General features: G+C 63.7%; 14 protein-coding genes. 9 read left to right on the top strand and 5 right to left on the bottom strand.

The annotated features are described in order from the left end of the window. Nucleotides 1–35: 35 nt before the first annotated feature. The 5 genes from AC27VQ_RS02235 to AC27VQ_RS02215 all read right to left on the bottom strand — a co-directional run bounded on the left by AC27VQ_RS02235 (nucleotide 36) and on the right by AC27VQ_RS02215 (nucleotide 6,340). On the bottom strand, nucleotides 36–1,211 hold the full coding sequence (locus tag AC27VQ_RS02235) for a CobW family GTP-binding protein (RefSeq protein ID WP_488715026.1): 1,176 nt from the start codon (nucleotides 1,209–1,211) through the stop codon (nucleotides 36–38). After that, complete coding sequence (locus tag AC27VQ_RS02230) at nucleotides 1,208–3,514, bottom strand: xanthine dehydrogenase family protein molybdopterin-binding subunit (RefSeq protein ID WP_488715025.1); 2,307 nt, start codon at nucleotides 3,512–3,514, stop codon at nucleotides 1,208–1,210. Before AC27VQ_RS02230 ends, AC27VQ_RS02235 begins: the two co-directional genes overlap by 4 nt. Then, nucleotides 3,511–3,993 (bottom strand): (2Fe-2S)-binding protein, encoded by a 483-nt coding sequence (locus tag AC27VQ_RS02225; protein WP_488715024.1) that lies wholly within the window; start codon nucleotides 3,991–3,993, stop codon nucleotides 3,511–3,513. Before AC27VQ_RS02225 ends, AC27VQ_RS02230 begins: the two co-directional genes overlap by 4 nt. Then, entirely contained in the window at nucleotides 3,990–4,853 is an 864-nt protein-coding gene (locus AC27VQ_RS02220) for an FAD binding domain-containing protein (RefSeq protein WP_488715023.1), read from the bottom strand. Before AC27VQ_RS02220 ends, AC27VQ_RS02225 begins: the two co-directional genes overlap by 4 nt. A 92-nt stretch (nucleotides 4,854–4,945) precedes the next feature. Next, the gene (locus AC27VQ_RS02215; RefSeq protein ID WP_488715022.1) at nucleotides 4,946–6,340 is read right to left on the bottom strand and encodes a nucleobase:cation symporter-2 family protein; all 1,395 of its coding nucleotides are present in this window, start codon (nucleotides 6,338–6,340) and stop codon (nucleotides 4,946–4,948) included. A gap of 161 nt (nucleotides 6,341–6,501) precedes the next feature. Between AC27VQ_RS02215 and AC27VQ_RS02210 the strand changes: the two genes are divergently transcribed. From AC27VQ_RS02210 to AC27VQ_RS02170, 9 genes are all read left to right on the top strand, one after another. Continuing rightward, entirely contained in the window at nucleotides 6,502–7,398 is an 897-nt protein-coding gene (locus AC27VQ_RS02210; protein ID WP_488715021.1) for a LysR family transcriptional regulator, read from the top strand. A 155-nt stretch (nucleotides 7,399–7,553) separates the two neighbouring features. Then, nucleotides 7,554–8,354 (top strand): aldolase, encoded by an 801-nt coding sequence (locus AC27VQ_RS02205; protein WP_488715020.1) that lies wholly within the window; start codon nucleotides 7,554–7,556, stop codon nucleotides 8,352–8,354. Nucleotides 8,355–8,574: 220 nt separating this feature from the next. Further along, nucleotides 8,575–9,870: an amidohydrolase family protein gene (locus AC27VQ_RS02200; RefSeq protein ID WP_488715019.1), complete on the top strand. Its 1,296-nt coding sequence runs from the start codon at nucleotides 8,575–8,577 to the stop codon at nucleotides 9,868–9,870. A gap of 50 nt (nucleotides 9,871–9,920) precedes the next feature. Then, the gene (locus tag AC27VQ_RS02195) at nucleotides 9,921–10,913 is read left to right on the top strand and encodes a BMP family protein (RefSeq protein ID WP_488715018.1); all 993 of its coding nucleotides are present in this window, start codon (nucleotides 9,921–9,923) and stop codon (nucleotides 10,911–10,913) included. A 52-nt stretch (nucleotides 10,914–10,965) separates the two neighbouring features. Beyond that, entirely contained in the window at nucleotides 10,966–11,946 is a 981-nt protein-coding gene (locus tag AC27VQ_RS02190; protein ID WP_488715017.1) for a BMP family protein, read from the top strand. Nucleotides 11,947–12,022: 76 nt separating this feature from the next. After that, nucleotides 12,023–13,117 carry an ABC transporter permease gene (locus tag AC27VQ_RS02185; RefSeq protein WP_313532541.1) on the top strand — a complete coding sequence of 365 codons (1,095 nt, stop codon included), beginning with the start codon at nucleotides 12,023–12,025 and terminating at the stop codon, nucleotides 13,115–13,117. 132 nt (nucleotides 13,118–13,249) lie between these two features. Beyond that, on the top strand, nucleotides 13,250–14,182 hold the full coding sequence (locus AC27VQ_RS02180; RefSeq protein ID WP_313532539.1) for an ABC transporter permease: 933 nt from the start codon (nucleotides 13,250–13,252) through the stop codon (nucleotides 14,180–14,182). Nucleotides 14,183–14,187: 5 nt separating this feature from the next. Continuing rightward, complete coding sequence (locus AC27VQ_RS02175; RefSeq protein WP_488715016.1) at nucleotides 14,188–15,720, top strand: ABC transporter ATP-binding protein; 1,533 nt, start codon at nucleotides 14,188–14,190, stop codon at nucleotides 15,718–15,720. A 57-nt stretch (nucleotides 15,721–15,777) separates the two neighbouring features. Continuing rightward, nucleotides 15,778–16,701 carry a LysR family transcriptional regulator gene (locus tag AC27VQ_RS02170; protein ID WP_488715015.1) on the top strand — a complete coding sequence of 308 codons (924 nt, stop codon included), beginning with the start codon at nucleotides 15,778–15,780 and terminating at the stop codon, nucleotides 16,699–16,701. Nucleotides 16,702–16,716 lie beyond the last annotated feature (15 nt).

Raw genomic sequence — 16,716 nt, 5'->3', positions numbered from 1 at the left:
TCTTGAGCAGGCAGATAGCGGCAGGAGAAGCGCCGCTAGGCCGCCAGGCAGGCGCGCAAGTTTCTGTCGATGCCGTCACGGTCGAGATTGCGGCCGATAAAGACGAATTTCGACTTCGGCGTATCCTCGCCCCAGGCGTGATCCGGCCGGAAATCGACCAGCTTGTGCACCGCCTGGAGCACGAAGAACCGGTCGTCGTTCGCCACCGACACGATGCCCTTGGTGCGGAAGATCTCGTCGCCGTGTTCGCCGAGATAGTCCTTCAGGAATCCGGCCAGCTTCTCGCCGTCGAAGGATTGCGGGTAGACGAAGGAATGGGACTTCACCGTCGCATCGTGGCGGTGCGGGCGCAGCGCCGTTGCCGGGGCATGATCATGTTTGTGGTCATGATGATGGTCCGGGTGATCGCAGGTAGCGTCGTGGCATTCGAGGTGATGCCCATGGTCGTGCTCCGGATGGTCGCAGGCCGCGTCATGGCAATCGTGGCTGTGATGGCCGTGCGCATCGCCATCGTCATCCATGTCGATGTCGAGGATTTCCGCGCGCTCGCGCACATAGGATGGGCGGAAGCCTTTGACGCCGAGAATGTTGGACAGGTCCACTTGGCCATAGGTCGAGCGCAGGATCGGCGCCGTCTGATTGAGCTTGCGCAGCGAGCCCTCCAGCTCACCAAGGCCTTCCTCGGAGGCAAGATCGACCTTGTTGACGAGAATGCGGTCGGCCGCAACGATCTGGTTGACCGCCTGGTTGTCGCTGCCGTCGAGCACCGGGTCGTAGAGGTGCTGGTCGATATGCATGGCATCGACCAGCGTCACGATAGCGTCGAGCTCCACCTCGTCGGCGACGCTGCGGTCGACGAAGAAGGCGGTGGCGACCGGGGTCGGATCGGCGAGACCCGAGGTCTCGACGATGATGTGGTCGAACTTGTCCTTGTGGCTGAGCAGCTTCTTCATCACGTCGATGAGATCGTTGCGCACGTCGACGAAGCAGCAGATGCAGCCATTCTGCATCTGGAAGATCTCTTCGTCCGAGGCGAGCACGAGATCGCTGTCGACGTCCACTTCCCCGAACTCGTTTTCGATGACGGCGATGCGGTGACCGTGGCGTTCGGTGAGGATGTAGTTGAGCAGTGTGGTTTTTCCCGATCCAAGGAAACCGGTGAGGATCGTGATCGGGAGTTTCTTCGTGGCTGGTTCGATGTGCATGTTCATGCGCCCTTCTCCCTCAAGGCTTTCAGAATGTCTTCCGGGGTGATCGGATAGTGGTGGAAGCGGACGCCGATGGCATCGTGGATGGCGTTGGCGATCGACGGGCCGATGGCGATGATCGGGTCTTCGCCGACGCCCTTGGCGCCCCAGGGGCCGCCCGGATCGGGCGCAGCTTCCAGGATGATCGTCTCGATGTCCGGCATATCCATGGACAGCGGCATCTTATAGTCGACGAGGCCCGCATTGAGCGACCGGCCGGTCTTCTTGTCGATGATGTAGTCCTCGGTCAGCGTGTGGCCGATACCCTGCTGGATGCCGCCCTCGATCTGGCCCTGCGCGGCGATCGGGTGGATGACCCGGCCGATATCGTGCACCGGCACGACGCGCTTGACCTCGACAATGCCCGTCTCCGTATCGACATCCACTTCGGTGAAGTGGGCGGCGAAGGAATAGGACTTCGTCGGTTCGTAGGTGCCATTCGCCAAGATGTTGGCGGCGGGAATGCCGCGGGACGGGCCCATAGCTTCCGCGACCGACGTGAAGCGGCCCGGTTCAGCCGTGACGAAGATTTTCCCCTCGGAAAGGTCGAGCTCGTCGGCCTTGACCTGAAGCTTCATCGCGGCGCGTTCGAGAACGGACGCGCGCACCTTGGTAGCAGCCATCTTGGCGGCGGTGCCGACGAGATAGGTCGTGTGGCTGGCGAAGGCGCCGATATCCCACGGCACGACGTCCGTATCGCCGTGGATGACGCCGACATCCTCGAAGCGGACGCCGAGTTCTTCGGCGACGATCTGCGCCAGCGCCGTGTGTGCGCCGGTGCCGAGGCCGGCAGCCCCCGTGAGCAGCGTCACGGTGCCGTCCTCGTTGACCTTCACCGTGGCGTTGCCCTGCTCCTTGATACCGGGATAGGCCGAGGAGCCGTGCATTTCGCAGCCGATGCCCCAACCCTTGCGGATATGCGGATGCTTCGGATCCGGCGTGCGGTCGCGGTTGCGCAGCGACTTCCAGTCGAGCACGTCCATGCCGTGCTGGAGGCAGATTTCCAGGCCATGGCCGAGGATCGGGTGGCCGGAGGGCGCGATATCGCCGGCCCGCACCACGTTCTTCAGCTTCAGGTCTGCCGGGTCCATGCCGAGCCGCTCGGCCGCCTCATCCATCTGGATATCGAGCGCGTAGTAGCTCTGCACCACGCCGTAACCGCGGAACGCGCCGTTGATCGGCGTGTTGGTATAGACACAGCGGCCTTCGAGCCGGATGTTCTCGCAGCGATAGAGCGAGGTCGCGGCCGTCGTGCCGACGATGGTGACACCCGGACCGTGCGAACCGTAGGCGCCAGAATCGTAAACGAGCTTCATGTCGCGGGCGACGAGCGTGCCGTCGTTCTTGAAGCCCTGTTTCAGCCAGACCTTGCAGGGATGACGGGCACGGCCGGCGACGAAGGTCTCGTGGCGGGTGAACTCCATCTTCACCGGCCGGCGCGTCTCCTTAGCGAGAAGCGCGCACAAAAATTCGTGCTGAAAACAATCCTGCTTAGCGCCGAAGCCGCCGCCCATGTGATCGACCAGAACGCGCACCTTGGTCAGCGGCAGGCCGAGCACTTCGGCCAGGATGCCGCGCACCATGAAGGACGACTGCGTCGAGGTCCAGAAGGTCAGCTTGTTGGAGCCATCCCAATCGGCGATGCAGACATTCGGCTCCATATAGGCCGGATGCGGGCGGCCGCCGGAGAAGGTGCCTTCGAGAATGAAATCCGCCTGGGCAAAGCCGGCTTCGATATCCCCACGGTTGACACGCACCGGATCGAGCACGAGGTTGCCGCCGGGGCCGACCTCATGGATGAGCGGCGCGCCCGGCAGGGCTGCGTCTTCCGGCTCGATGACGGCAGGCAAGGGCTCGTATTCGACCTCGATCAGGTCGAGCGCCTCGTCGGCGATCTCCTCGCTGATAGCGGCGACGGCAGCGACGCCCTCGCCCCAGAAGCGAACCTTGTTGTCGAGGATGTACTGGTCCTTGGTGCAGGAGGCCGAACGCGGATGCGGCGAGCCGTAATGCAGCACGCGTGGCACGGTCTCATGGGTCAGCACGGCCTTGACGCCGGGATAGGCGAGCGCCTTGCTGACATCGATGCTCTTGATGCGGGCATGCGCGATGGCGGCACGCTTCATCTTGCCGTGCAGCATGCCGGACAGTTTGACGTCGCCGGTATATTCGGCCTCGCCCGTCACCTTTTCGAGCACGTCGTCGCGGCGAACACTCTTGCCGACGATCTTGAATTCGCGCTCTTCGATAGGGGTGTTGATGTTCATGATCTTGCTGCCTCCATCTCGAGCGCGGCGGATTTGATCGCGTCGAAAATCTTGGTGTAACCGGTGCAGCGGCAGATATTGCCGCTCAGGCCGAAGCGGATGTCCTCATCCGTCGGGCGCGGATTGTCGTCGAGCAGCTTCTTGGCCATCATCAGGATGCCCGGCGTGCAGAAACCGCATTGCGAGGCGCCGTGCCGCATGAAGGCATCCTGCAACGGATGCAGCACATCGACACCAGGCTGAAGCCCTTCGACGGTCTCGACCGTGCAGCCCTCCGCCTCGACGGCGAGCATCAGACAGGCATTGACCGGCTGGCCATCGACGATGACGGTGCAGGCGCCGCAGTCGCCGACGTCGCAGCCCTTCTTGGTGCCGGTGAGGCCGACATCGTCGCGCAGCGCGTCGAGCAGCGAACAGCAGGTCTCCACCGTCATGTCGCGCGGCTCGCCATTGATGGTGAGTTCGACGATCCGTTTCATGCGGAGGCCTCCAATGCCTGTTTGATCGCGCGGCCGGTCAGGACACCGACCATGTCGCGGCGGTAATCGGCGCTCGCGCGCACGTTGCTGATCGGCGTGCACTCTTCCATCGCCTTGTCGGCGGCGCTCTTGACGGTTGCCGCGTCGAGCCGCGTGCCACGCAGCATGGCTTCGGCTTCCGGCGCCCGCAGCACGGTCGCGCCGACCGCGCCGAGCGCGATGCGGATATCGCTGCACACGCCGTCATCCATGGAGAGGCTGACGGCGACGCCGACAGTGGAAAGCTCCATCGCCTTGCGGCGGCCGTGCTTGAGATAGGCCTTGCCGGCATTGTCGGCGGCCGGCGGCACGGTGATGCCGGTGACGATTTCGCCCTTGGCGAGCACGGTCTTGCCGGGGCCGGTGAAGAATTCGGCGAGCGGCACGACGCGCATGTTGGTGCGGCTGTAGATGTGGATGAAGGCACCGTCGGCGATCAGCGGCGGGATCGTATCCGCCGATGGCGAGGCACGACAGACATTGCCGACGACGGTCGCGCGGTTGCGCACCTGGATGGAGCCGAGCGAGGCGAAGGCCGCGCGCAGGTTCGGATAACGTTCGCGCACCAGCGCAAGACGCTCCAGCCGGCCGACGGTCACCAGCGCGCCGAAGGTCAGGCCGCGGGTTTCGTCATAGGTGATGTCGGAGAGGCCGGGAATCGTCTTGATATCGACGACGTTGCGCACACGGCGCAGCCGCTCGCGGATCTCGACCAGCAAATCCGTTCCGCCGTTGAACAGAAAGGTGTCCTCGCCGAGATCGGTGAGAAGGCGGGAGGCCTGCTCCAGCGTGTCTGCCCGGTGGTATTCAAAGCGCCTCATGGCGTTCCTCTTGAATTCTGGCTTCCTGCGCTCTGGCCGGAGGCTCTGGGCTCCGGCGGCGCAACGCCGCCGGACTAATAGGGTGGTGCTGTTCAGGCGAGGTCCGCAGCTGCGGACACGCCATGCTCCTCCTCGGCCTCCTCGGGCTCTTTCGCGGGCACGCCGTTAAAGAGGATGTTGAGAAGTGCCGCCGCGAAGGTGCCGACCAGCACGCCGCTATGCAGGAACTTGCTGACGGCGGCGGGCAGCTGGTCGAAGATGTTGTCGGCGACGACGGGCACCATGGCGAGACCGACGCTGACCGCGACGATGTAGAGGTTGCGGCGGTTTGCAGCGAAATCGACCTTCGACAGGATTTTCACGCCGGTCGCCGAGACCATGCCGAACATCACGATGGCGGCACCGCCGACGACGTAGCTCGGGATCGATGCGCTGATGAAGGCCACCTTCGGCAACACGCCGAGCAGGATCAGGATGGCGCCGCCCGCGGCGACCACGAAGCGGCTCAGGACGCCGGTGATCTGGAGCAGGCCGACATTCTGCGCATAGGTCGTGTAGGTGAAGGTGTTGAGCAGACCGCCGATTATGTTGCCGACGCCATCGGTGCGCAGGCCACGGGTAAGATCGCGCTGGGTGATCTTGCGCCCGGCCATGTCGCCGACCGCCAGGAACTGCCCGGTCGATTCGATCATCATGACCACCATGACCGCACAGAGCGACAGGGTGGACCAGAATTCGAAGACCGGCCAGCCGAAGGCGAGCGGGTGGATGACACGCAGCCAGTCGGCATCCGCCACGCCGTGGAAATCCACCTTGCCGGCGGCAATGGCGATTGCAAAACCGATGCCGATGCCCATCAGCACCGCGAGATTGGAGAGAAAGCCCTTGAGAACGCGGGTGAGCAGCAGGATCGACAGGAGCACGAGAGCTGCCACGGCGAGCCCAAAGGGCGCACCATAGGCGGGGTTCGGGATCATACCGTCAGGGCCCTTGATCATCGGCTGGCCGCCCGCGGCCCAGTTGACGCCGACACGCATCAGGGAAAGGCCGATGATCAGCATGACCGTGCCGGTAACGATCGGCGGAAAGAAACGCACCCATCGACCGAAGAAGGGGGCGACGAGAAGGACGAAGATGCCGGATCCGATGACGGCACCGATGACGCCGGGCATACCGAGTTCCGGATTGGTGCCGGTCGCGATGATCGAGGGCACGGCGGTGAAGGAGACGCCCATCATGATGGGCAGGCGAATGCCGATTTTCCAGATGCCGAGCGCCTGGATGATGGTGACGATGCCGCAGGCGAACAGGTCGGCGCTAACGAGCAGCGCGATCTGCTCCTTGGGCAAGTGAAGCGCCGTGCCGACGATCAGCGGCACCGCGACCGCACCGGCATACATGACGAGAACGTGTTGCAGACCGAGAGCGAAAAGGCTCGGGACAGGGTACTTCTTCTCGACGGGATCCGTCGTTTCGGAATTGGACATTCGCTTTCCTCCCAGCGAATAGTGTTCCGGCGCGGTGGGGGGCATCTTGGCCTCATGTTTTGGCACCGCACGCCGTACAAGGCCGATCATGCTGTTGACCAAATCAGCAAACAATCGGCATAATTATATTTATTCATCTGGTAATTGAATGAATTGATGACATGGACATCACGCTGAAACAGCTTCGCGCCTTCGTCACCGTGGCCAATCTCGGGCAGTTCACGCTTGCCGCCGACAAGCTCGGCTCCTCGCAATCGGCGGTCAGCACGCTGGTGCGCCAGCTGGAGACGAACCTGAACCTGCGTCTTTTCGACCGGCACACGCGGCTTCTGCGCCTCACCCAGGCGGGCATGGATATCCTGCCGATCGCCGCGCGCGCCGTCGCCGACATCGAGGGCATGGTGGAAAGTTCGCAGGAGCTGACGGCGCTGCGCCGCGGCAAGGTCACCATGGCGGCCGGCACGGTGCAGGCGGCGCTGATGCTGCCGCAGCTCGTGCACGGCTTCACCAAGCTCTATCCGGAAATCGCCGTCGCGCTGCATGACGTGGCGGAGAAGACCGTGCTGGAGCAGGTGGCGAACGGTTCCGTCGATCTCGGCCTCGGCACGGTGCCGGAAGACGATCCGGAACTCGTCGGCACGCGGCTTACCACGGACGAGTTCCTCGTCGTGCTCCATGCCGACGATCCGCTGGTCAAGCGCCCCGAATTGCGCTGGACGGATCTTGCCGATTGCAAGCTGATTGGCCCGCAGCGCGGCAACCCGATCCGTGACCGGCTGGAGAACGAACTGGCGCGCAACGGCATCATCCTGCCGCTCGACAAGTCGATGCAGGAGGTGGCGCTGCCGCTGACGATCATCGGCATGGTCGAAGGCGGTTTGGGCGTCGCGATCATGACCTCGGCCGTCACCCGGCTTGCCACCTCCATGGGCCTCGTCGTGCGCACGCCGAAGGAACCGCATATCAAGCGCGAGGTCAGCCTGATCCAGAAACGCGGGCGTTCGCTGTCGCCGGCCGCGCGGCGCTTTCGCGATTTCCTGCTGAAATCGGTCCATTGACCCGGTAAAAATTCCGGCGTTATCTGAAGGCGCTGCTGGACCGCGCAGGACGCGGGCAGGCAGGGCGCAGCGGCTCGACGCTGTGCGCGGAGGCCGGCGCATGACGCGCCTTCAGGCCAGCCGCCGCTCCCAGCCACGCCAGACCAGGAGCATCCATGGCTCATTCCCTGAACGACCGCGCCGCCCATTCCGGCGGGACCACCCGGCCGAACCGCCCCGACCTCTCCACCGATGCCATCCGCACCGCCCGGGAAGAGCTCGCCGCCTGTTTCCGCATGGCGGCCCGCAACGGCTTCGAGGAAGGCATCTGCAACCATTTCTCCGCCGTCGTGCCCGGCCATGACGATCTCTTCCTCGTCAATCCCTACGGCTACGCCTTCCGGGAACTGACCGCTTCCAAACTGCTGATCTGCGATTTCAACGGCACCGTCATCGACGGCGACGGCGCGCCGGAAGCCACCGCCTTCTACATCCACGCCGAAATCCACCGCCGCCTGCCGCGTGCCAAGGTCGCCTTCCACACGCATATGCCGTATGCGACCGCGCTCTCCATGACGGACGGGCCGCCGATGATCTGGGCCGGACAGACCGCGCTCAAATTCTACGGCCGCACCGCCGTCGACGAGAACTACAACGGCCTGGCGCTCGACTATGCCGAGGGCGCGCGCATCGCCGGCACGGTCGGCGATGCCGACATCGTTTTCCTGAAGCACCATGGCGTGCTGGTGCTCGCCCCCACCATCGCGGAGGCCTGGGACGACCTCTACTATCTCGAGCGCGCCGCCGAGGTGCAGGTGCTCGCCATGTCGACCGGCCGCACGGTCTCGCCGGTCGATCCCGCCATTGCGGAAGCCGCCTACCGGCAGATGCGCGAAGGCGATCCGGAGTCCGCCAAGGCCCATCTTGCGGCCATTCGCCGGCAATTGGACGCGGAAGAACCACAATATCGGCACTGAATTTTTGATGAATGGCCTTCATTGCAAAGGCCGAAGGCGGCCATTCTTCGAGAAGACAACGCTTTGAATATTTGTGTTTTTCCTCGAATGATTTTGCGAATGCGATAGAACTGAGCAACTGCGATTAATATCGATATTTCATCAAACAATTGAAATAATGAATTTGTTTGAACTAATCGCCCATGCTTAGTTTTCCGCCATAACGAGAAGGTGGGAACGAATGGTACGAGACACTGCAACAGCGTCGCTCGCAAATCTGGCCGCCGGTCAGTCCTTTGCGCTTACGGGCGGAACCGTCATTCTTGGCGATGGTTCGCAATCGGTCAGCGACATCCTTGTGGGAGCCGACGGACGCATCATCGCGGTCGAACCCTATCTCGACACCTCGTCCTGCGGCGCCTGCGTCGATATCACCGGCATGCTGGTGACTGCGGGCTTCCTTGATGCGCACCAGCATCTCGACAAGACGGGCGTGCTGCGCTTCACACCCAATCCGTCGGGCACGCTGCAAGGCGCCCGCGACGCCTTCGCCAAATATGCCCGCACCGCCGGCCCCGACGACATCCACAAGCGTGCCACGCGCACCGTCGAGCGATGTCTCTCCCGCGGCACGACGGGCATCCGCAGCCACATCAACGTCGACAAGGATGCCGGTTTCCACGGCATCGAGACGCTGGCCGGCATCCGCGATGCCGAAAAGGATCGCATCACCCTCCAGCTCGTCGCCTTCATGACGCCCCATCCGGGCCAGGATTTCGACTGGCTCGGCAAGAACATCGACGGCGCGGTGGCACTGGCCGATGCCGTCGGCGGCACGCCCGCGGTCTCCGAAGACCCGCCGCGCTATCTCGACATCCTGTTTTCCGCCGCGGTGAAGGCCGGCAAGCCGGTCGACCTGCATCTCGACGAGCACCTCAAGGCAGACGTGCATCTGCTCGATGCCGCCCTCGAACGGGTCGAGCGCTTCGGCATGCAGGGCCGCACCGTGTTCAGCCATGTCTCCGTGCTGAGTGCGCTGCCCCGCTCGGAATTCCAGCGCATCGCCGAACGGCTCTTGGCGCTCGATGTCGGCGTCGTAACGCTTCCGGCGGCAAACCTCTATCTCCAGGGCCGCGACGCCGAAATGCTGCCGCCGCGCGGCCTGACGCGCGTTGCCGAGCTCTACCGCGCCGGCGTCACCATCGCGACGGCCTCCGACAACATCCAGGATCCGTTCGTGCCGACCGGCTCCGGCGACATGCTGGAAATCGCGCGCTGGACGCTGCTAGCCGGTCATCTGCGCGGCGACGAACTGGCCGCCGCCCACCGCATGATCACGACGGCGCCGGCTCGCCTGATGGGCCTCGGCAAGGACCATGGCCTGAAGGCCGGTGCGCGCGCCGATTTCGTCGTCACCGATTGCATCGACACGGACACGCTGGTTGCCGGCGGACCGGACCGCGCCTTCGTCTTCTCGAGGGGCCGTCTCGTCTCGCAGAGCGCGACCGAAAGCATTGCCACGAAGGAGGATGCATAACCGAGCGGCGACTCCGGGGGGATTGGACGTCAATCTAAGGGGAGACTGGAATGAACAAGACTGTATTTTCACATCGTTCGCTGCTTGCATCCACTATCGCATTCACGCTTGTCGGCTCGATCTGGCAGACGCCCGCCCGTGCCGACGACTTCAAGATGGGACTTCTCGTCCCCGGCAGCATCGGGGAAGAAGGCTGGAACCGGATCGCCTTCGACGCGCTGAAGCGCGTCGAGAAGGAACTCGGCGCCAAGATCAGCTATGTCGAACTGCCGGAGAACCCGGCGGCCTTCGAGAAGGCGTTCCGCGACTATGCGGGCCAAGGCTATCAGATCGTGCTCGGCCACGGCTTCCAGTTTCAGGATGCGGCGCTGACGGCGGCGGAGGATTTTCCGGACACCGTCTTCCTCATCTCGTCGAGCCGCATCCACGAGGGCAAGGTCATCGGCCTCAACACCGATGCCAGCCAGCCCTTCTATCTCATGGGCGTGATCGCCGCGAAGCTGGGCAAGGGCGCCGGCCTCATCGGCGGCATGGAAATCCCGCCCATCACGCAGGCCTTCGAAGGTTTCGTGAACGGCGCGAAGAGCGTGAACCCGGACTTCCCGGTCTCGACCGTCTATCTCGGCAGTTTCACCGATGCGAGCGCGGCGAAGGAAGCCGCCTTCAGCGTGATCTTGCAGGGCGCGGATTTCGTCATTCCCAATGCCAATTCGGCCGGCATGGGCGTCATCCAGGCGGCCCGGGAATCGGGCGGCAAGGCCAGCACGTTCAGCGTTTACAGCGACTATACCCACGCCGCGCCTCAGAACGTGCTCGGCACGTTCCTCGCCGATTACGGCCAGGGCATCGTCCGTATCGTTTCAGGCATCAAGGACGGCAAGGTGCCGGACAGCAATGTCGACTTCGGCCTGAAGGACACCGACGTCATCAAGTTTACCTACAACGACGCGGCCACCCGACCGGTGCCCACGGACCTGCGCACATTCGTCGATGACGTGAGCGCAAAAATCGTCGCAGGCGACATCCAGACCCGCGCGAAGTGACGCGAAGATCCGGCGCGGGTCCCGGAAAACCAACACAATGGGAGGAAATGCAATGAAATTCTCAAGAAGACTGTTCCTGGAAGGCGTAGCCGCCCTGTCGATCGCCCTTGCCATCCCGGCAATCGCTCAGGCAGACGATTTCAAGATGGGCCTTCTCGTGCCGGGCAGCGTCTCGGAAGAGGGCTGGAACCGCATCGGCTTCAACGCGCTGAAGGGCGTGGAAAGCCAGCTCGGCGCCAAGATCAGCTATGTCGAGCTTCAGCAGAACCCGGCCTCCTTCGAAAAGGCTTTTCGCGACTATGCGAGCCAGGGCTACAAGGTCATTCTCGGCCATGGCTTCGAGTTCCAGGATGCAGCGCTGGAAGTCGCGCTCGACTATCCCGACGTCTACTTCCTGATTTCGTCGAGCAGCATCCATGAGGGCAATGTCATCGGCCTCAACACCGATACAAGCCAGCCCTTCTACCTGATGGGCGTGATCGCCGCGAAGATGGGCAAGAAAGCCGGCCTCGTCGGCGGCATGGAAATCCCGCCGATCCAGCAAGCCTTCGCCGGCTTCAAGAACGGCGCCAAGAGCGTCAATCCAGACTTCCCGATCAGCGAGGCCTATATCGGCAACTTCACCGATACGACGGCGGCCAAGGAAGCGGCGCTGAGCATGATCTCGCAGGGTGCCGATTTCGTCGTGCCGAACGCGTCAGGCGCCACCGTCGGCGGCTACCAGGCGATTGCCGAATCCGGCAAGGACGTGCGCTCCTTCTCGATCTTCAGCGACTTCACGCCGGTCGCGCCCAACAACATTCTCGGCCTCTATGTCGCCGACTACGCGCAGGGCGTGGTGGAGGTCGTCAAGTCGATCAAGGACGGCAGCCCGCCGACCGAAAACGTCGTCTTCGGCCTGAAGGATCCGAAGGTCATCTCCTTCACCTTCCGCGATGACGGTCCGGTCTCCGTGCCGGCGGAGATCCGCGCGGAAGTGAAGGCGATCAGCGACAAGATCGCAGCCGGCGAAATCAAGACGGACGGCGAATAAACGGCCTTGCGCTGCGGCCGGTCCTCCGGCCGCAGCCTGCCGCGCCGAATGCCACACAAACATCCGGACCGATCCTATGGCACAGGTAAACCAGGGAGTGCGCGAGACCGTGTATCCTCAAGCAGCCCAGACCCTCTACCGGACGCTCTCGCAGATCGCGATCAGCGCCGTGACTCCGATCGCGGCAGTCCTCGTCGCCCTCGCCTTCGGCGCCCTCCTGTTGTGGCTCAACGGCTTCAACGGCAGCGACGTCGTCACCGTCATGATCTTCGGCTCGTTCCAGGACATGCGCTCTGTCGGCGAAATCCTGCTGAAGGCAACGCCGCTCATCCTCATCGGCGCCGGCCTCTGCGTCGCCTTCCGCTGTTCGATCTGGAACATCGGCGCCGAAGGCCAGCTCTATGCCGGTGCGATTGCCGCGACTTTGGTCGGCACCAGCTTCGACGGGCTCTCCGTCTGGGTGCATGCGCCCCTCGTCATGCTGGCCGGCGCTCTGGCGGGCGCTGCCTGGGCCGGCATTGCCGGCTATCTCAAGGTACGCTTCCAGGCGAGCGAGATCGTCACCACGATCATGCTCAACTATATCGCGCTGATCCTGACGAGCTATCTCGTCACCGGCCCGATGCGCGATGCGAGTGCGGCCTATCCCCAGTCCGCCCGCCTGATCCGGGAAGCCTGGACGCCGCGCATCGTCTCCGACATGCGCCTGCATATCGGCATCCTCGTTGCCATCGTTTTGGCGGTCGCGCTCTACATCTTCCTGCAAAGGAGCAGCCGCGGCTTTGCGCTGCGCGTCGTCGGCCTCAATCCGAATGCCGCACGCTATGCCGGCATGCAGGTCGCCCGAAACGTCATGATCGCCATGTGCATTTCCGGCGCGATGGCAGGGCTTGCCGGCGCTTTCGAAGTGGCCGGCGTCACGCACCGGCTCTACCAGAACATCTCGCCCGGCTACGGTTTCGAAGGCATCGCGGTCGCGCTGCTTGCCGGCAACAATCCGCTGGCGGCGATCATCTCGGGCGGGCTCTTCGCGACGCTGCGCTCCGGTTCGGAAGTGCTCCAGATCACCTCGCAGGTGCCGCAGGTCCTCGTGCTGGTCATCCAGGGCATGGTCATCCTCTCGGTCGTCGCCTTCGCCAAGCTGCGCGACATCCTCAGGATCGTGGCTTGAAGAATGGAAACTCCGGCAGGGCGCATGAGCCCTGCGGGAAAACAAAGCTTTAGAGTTGCGCAATTCCGGACGCAAAACCGCTAGGCACTTTTGCTGGAATTGCTCAAGGCGACCTTCCTGAAGGATCTCTCCATGGACGACATGATGTTCCTCACCTTCCTCGCAGCGCTTGCCGGCGCCGCCTGGAGGCTTGCGACGCCCCTCATCTTCGCCTCGATCGGCGAGGTGTTTTCCGAACGGGCGGGCGTGCTCAATATCGGGCTGGAAGGCACCATGCTGGTCGGCGCGTTCTGCGGCTTCGCGGCGGCCTTCGCCACCGGCAGCATTCTCCTCGGCCTGCTGGCCGGGGTGGCGGGCGGCATGCTGTTCGGCCTGATCTTCGCCTTCTTCACGATCACCATCAAGGCGGACCAGATCGTGGTGGGGGCAGCGCTCAACCTGCTCGGCATGGGCCTCACCGCCTTCCTGTTCCGCACCTATTACGTCTCGACCGGCAAGGGCATCGAGATCGCCCAGCCCGTGCATATCCCGTTCCTCAGCGATATCCCGTTCCTCGGCGAGGCCTTCTTCCGGCAGAACCTCATCGTCTATTCGACTGTTCTCGTCGCGATCCTCGCCAGCCTCGTGCTGTTCCGCACCTCCTTCGGGCTGACGCTGCGGGCTGTCGGCGAACATCCGAAAGCCGTCGACGTGGCCGGGCGCAATGTCGCGGGCTATCGCTACGCGGCCGTATTGGTCGGCACCGGCCTTGCCGGCCTTGGCGGGGCGTTCCTGACACTCGGTCATTCCAACCAGTTCGTCGAGGGCATCACGTCGGGCCGCGGCTTCATCGCGCTTGCCGTCGTGGTTTTCGCCCGCTGGTCGCCGACAGGCGCCTTCTTCGTCTCGCTGCTCTTCGGCCTGTTCTACGCACTGCAACTGATGCTCCAGGCGCAGGCATCCATCGTCGTGCCCTACCAGGTGTTGCAGGCGCTTCCCTACATCATGACGATCGTCACGCTCGTCGTGGTCCGCGGCAAGGGGGCCGCCCCCAGCAAGCTCGGCCAGCCCTACGAGATGAGGTAACGGACATGTCCCAGAAACCCTTCCTGCGCATCGACAATATCCGCAAGCGCTTCGGTCCCATCATCGCCAGCGACGGCGTCTCGCTGGAAATCGAGGAGGGCGAGATCCATTCACTGCTCGGCGAGAACGGCGCCGGCAAGAGCGTGCTGATGAGCATGATCTGCGGCATGGTGCGGCCCGACGAGGGCGAGATCGTCTTCAAGGGCGAGACTGTGCGCTTCAACAGCCCGCGTGAGGCGATCCGCCAGCGCATCGGCATGGTGCACCAGCACTTCATGCTCGTGCCCAACCTGACGGTGGCGGAAAACTACATCCTCGGCCAGGGCTCGGCGCTGCGCGTCATCAACGACATGGACAAGGTCCATGCGAAAATCCGCGAGCTCTCCGACCGCTACGCCCTCGACGTGCGCCCGGACGCCATCATCGAGGACCTCTCGGTCGGCGAGCAGCAGCGCGTCGAAATCCTGAAGGTCCTGTTTCACGGCATCGACCTGCTCATCCTCGACGAGCCGACTGCCGTGCTGACCCCGCAGGAGACCGACCGCCTGCTGTCGCTGATGGGCGACCTCGTCAAGGACGGTAAGACGGTCGTCTTCATCTCGCACAAGCTCGACGAGGTGATGCGCGTCAGCAACCGCATCAGCGTCATGCGCGACGGGCGCGTGGTGCACACCGTCCATGTTGGCGAGACCAATGCGCGCGCGCTCGCCCATATGATGGTCGGCCGCGACGTGCGCATGGAACTTCCCCGCAGCCCCGAGCCGCCCGGCCGCACCGTGCTGTCGGTGGAAAACCTGACCTGCCGCGCCGAGACGGGCCTGCCCGCCGTGCGCGGCGTGAGCCTCAACGTGCGTGCCGGCGAGATCGTCGGCATCGCCGGCGTCTCCGGCAACGGCCAGACGGAACTGTCGCTCGCGCTTTCCGGCCTGCTGCCCGTCGATTCGGGTCGCGTGATGCTGAACGGCAAGGACATTACCGGCCTCGACCCCGCCCGCATCAATGCCAGCAGCTTCTCCCACATTCCTGAGGACCGGCACAAACACGGCATCGTCGTCTCGATGTCGCTCAGCGAAAACACCATCCTCCAGCGCTACGACCAGAAACCTTTCGCCAGCGGCGGCATGCTGAACCGCGGCGTGATTAGCGAGCACACCCGCGACCTGATCAAGCGTTTCCGCGTGAAGAGCCGCGACCATAACCAGGCGATCGGCTCTCTTTCCGGCGGCAACCAGCAGAAGCTGGTCGTTGCACGCGAACTCGCCCGCAACCCGGATTTCATCCTGGTCAACCAGCTCGCCCGCGGCATCGACATCGGCGCCATGGAGTTCGTGATGGAGGAGATGCTGAAGCAGCGCGACAACGGCCGCGCCATCCTGCTCATCTCCACCGAACTGGAGGAACTGTTCGCGATCTGCGACCGCATTCTGGTGATGTTCCACGGCGAAATCCTCGGCGAACTGCCACCGGACCGCACTCGCCTCGAAGAACTCGGCCTGCTGATGGCGGGCCAGCGGCAACAACCGGCGCTTGCGGGCTAGACAGGACAGGGGCGGCAGGATTTGATGGCAGCTGCGTAACAGGAGGCCTCCGTATTCATGAACATCACCCTGCGGCAACTCAGGGCCTTCATCGCGGTGGCCGAACTCGGCCAGTTCAATCTTGCCGCCCGAAACATGCATCTGACCCAGTCGGCGGTCAGCATCCTCATCCGCGACCTGGAATCGGAAATCGGTGTGCGCCTGTTCGACCGGCACACCCGCATGGTCTCGCTGACCCTCGTCGGCCAGGAATTCCTGCCGCAGGCGCGAAAGATCCTGAAGGATCTGGAGCTTGCGGTCGGCGATGTGCGCGATAACGCCTCGCTGAAGCGCGGCCAGGTGACGATTGCGGCGGCCATCGTGCTCGCCGCCACCATCGTACCGCCGATCATCGCGCGCTTCCTGCGCATGTATCCGGAAATCTCCGTGAATATCAGGGATATGCCGGAAGAGCAGATCACCCCGGCGCTGAAACGCAATGAGGTGGATATTGCCGTCGGCACCCTGTCGGAAGACGATCCGGAAATCACCGCGACGCCGCTGCTGCGCGACAAACTGATGTTCATGTGCCGAGAGGATCATCGTTTTGCGCGGCGCAAATCCGTGCGCTGGGCGGAGCTGAAGGACGAGACCCTCATCACGCTTGCCGCCGCCAATCCGTTGCGCAGCATCGTCGAGCATAACCTCATCCGCGTGGTGCCGAACTATAAGCCGAAATACGAGGTGCGTTTCTCGACGACCGCCATCAGCATGATCGCCGCCGGCATGGGCGTCGCCGTGCTACCGGAAAATTCGAGCCAGCTCGCCTCCGCCGTGCGCGTGACCGCGGTCGATCTTGTCGACCCGCATGTCATGCGCGACGTCTCGCTTCTGCAGCGCCGCCATCACAGCCTGTCGCCGGCCGCGGAGCACCTGAAGGCCGTGTTCATTGCCAGTGCTGCCGAGCGCGCGGGTTCTACGGAACGGGAGGCCAGGGAATAGCTTTCTTCCGTGCAC

The sequence above is a fragment of the Shinella sp. 20P9.1.1 genome (assembly GCF_057798995.1).
Note: the sequence above shows the minus strand (reverse complement) of the source record. Positions and strands in the feature narration are given on the sequence as shown.